The organism is Bradyrhizobium oropedii (assembly GCF_020889685.1).
GTDB lineage: Bacteria > Pseudomonadota > Alphaproteobacteria > Rhizobiales > Xanthobacteraceae > Bradyrhizobium > Bradyrhizobium oropedii.
In genome coordinates this window covers 1-581 of record NZ_JACMYO010000491.1, presented here as the reverse complement: position 1 = coordinate 581, position 581 = coordinate 1, and the positions used below count along the sequence as shown (strand labels likewise).

Sequence of the window (581 nt, the reverse complement as noted above, 5' to 3'; positions counted from 1 at the left end):
GGGAGTCTTGGCACGAGTCGATTCAGCCGGACAATCAAAAAGAATTCAGACATGAAAGTTTTGGAAGGTCTCTTACGCCACTGAGTCCGAACTGAGCAGAAGATTCTCTCATGTGCAGATGGCCTGGCTCAAATGCACTGCAATTGGTGAAAATACAGGCGTTCCTCTCTTATCAGACCTTTTTCGAATTGCCGCGAAATCATTTCTGGATTGCGATGAAGACGTCCTGAAACGGACACGCTCTAGGCTTACGAAAATTCCGGTCGGGGCCGCCCGTTCGGGAAGCCTGAATGTCGTGTGGGGTGACGTTGGAAATGAAGCAGCTGAATGCGATGCCGTATATGTGGGCGGCCGTCTTGATCGCGGTTGCGGTCTGGGGCGCGGTCGGGTCGCCGCAAATGGCACATACCTCGGTCAAGCAGCACTACGCCGGCACCCGCTAGGCCCCGCGATCACACAGGCTACAGCGGCGGCCGCGGCGAGCGCTGCATGTCCATCGTATAGGTGTAGCGCCCCTCGGGGTGCGTGGTGATGGTGACCTCGAACAGTTCCTCACGCTGGCCGTAGTAGCGGCGTACCAC

Annotated in this window: 1 protein-coding gene; it reads left to right on the top strand. The window is 57.0% G+C overall.

Annotation, left to right across the window (positions count from 1 at the left end; translation table 11 throughout):
* The first annotated feature begins 314 nt into the window (after positions 1-314).
* Positions 315-443, top strand: a complete 129-nt coding sequence (locus tag H8A95_RS44040) for a hypothetical protein (protein WP_256436593.1) — start codon at positions 315-317, stop codon at positions 441-443.
* The last annotated feature ends 138 nt before the right edge of the window (positions 444-581 follow it).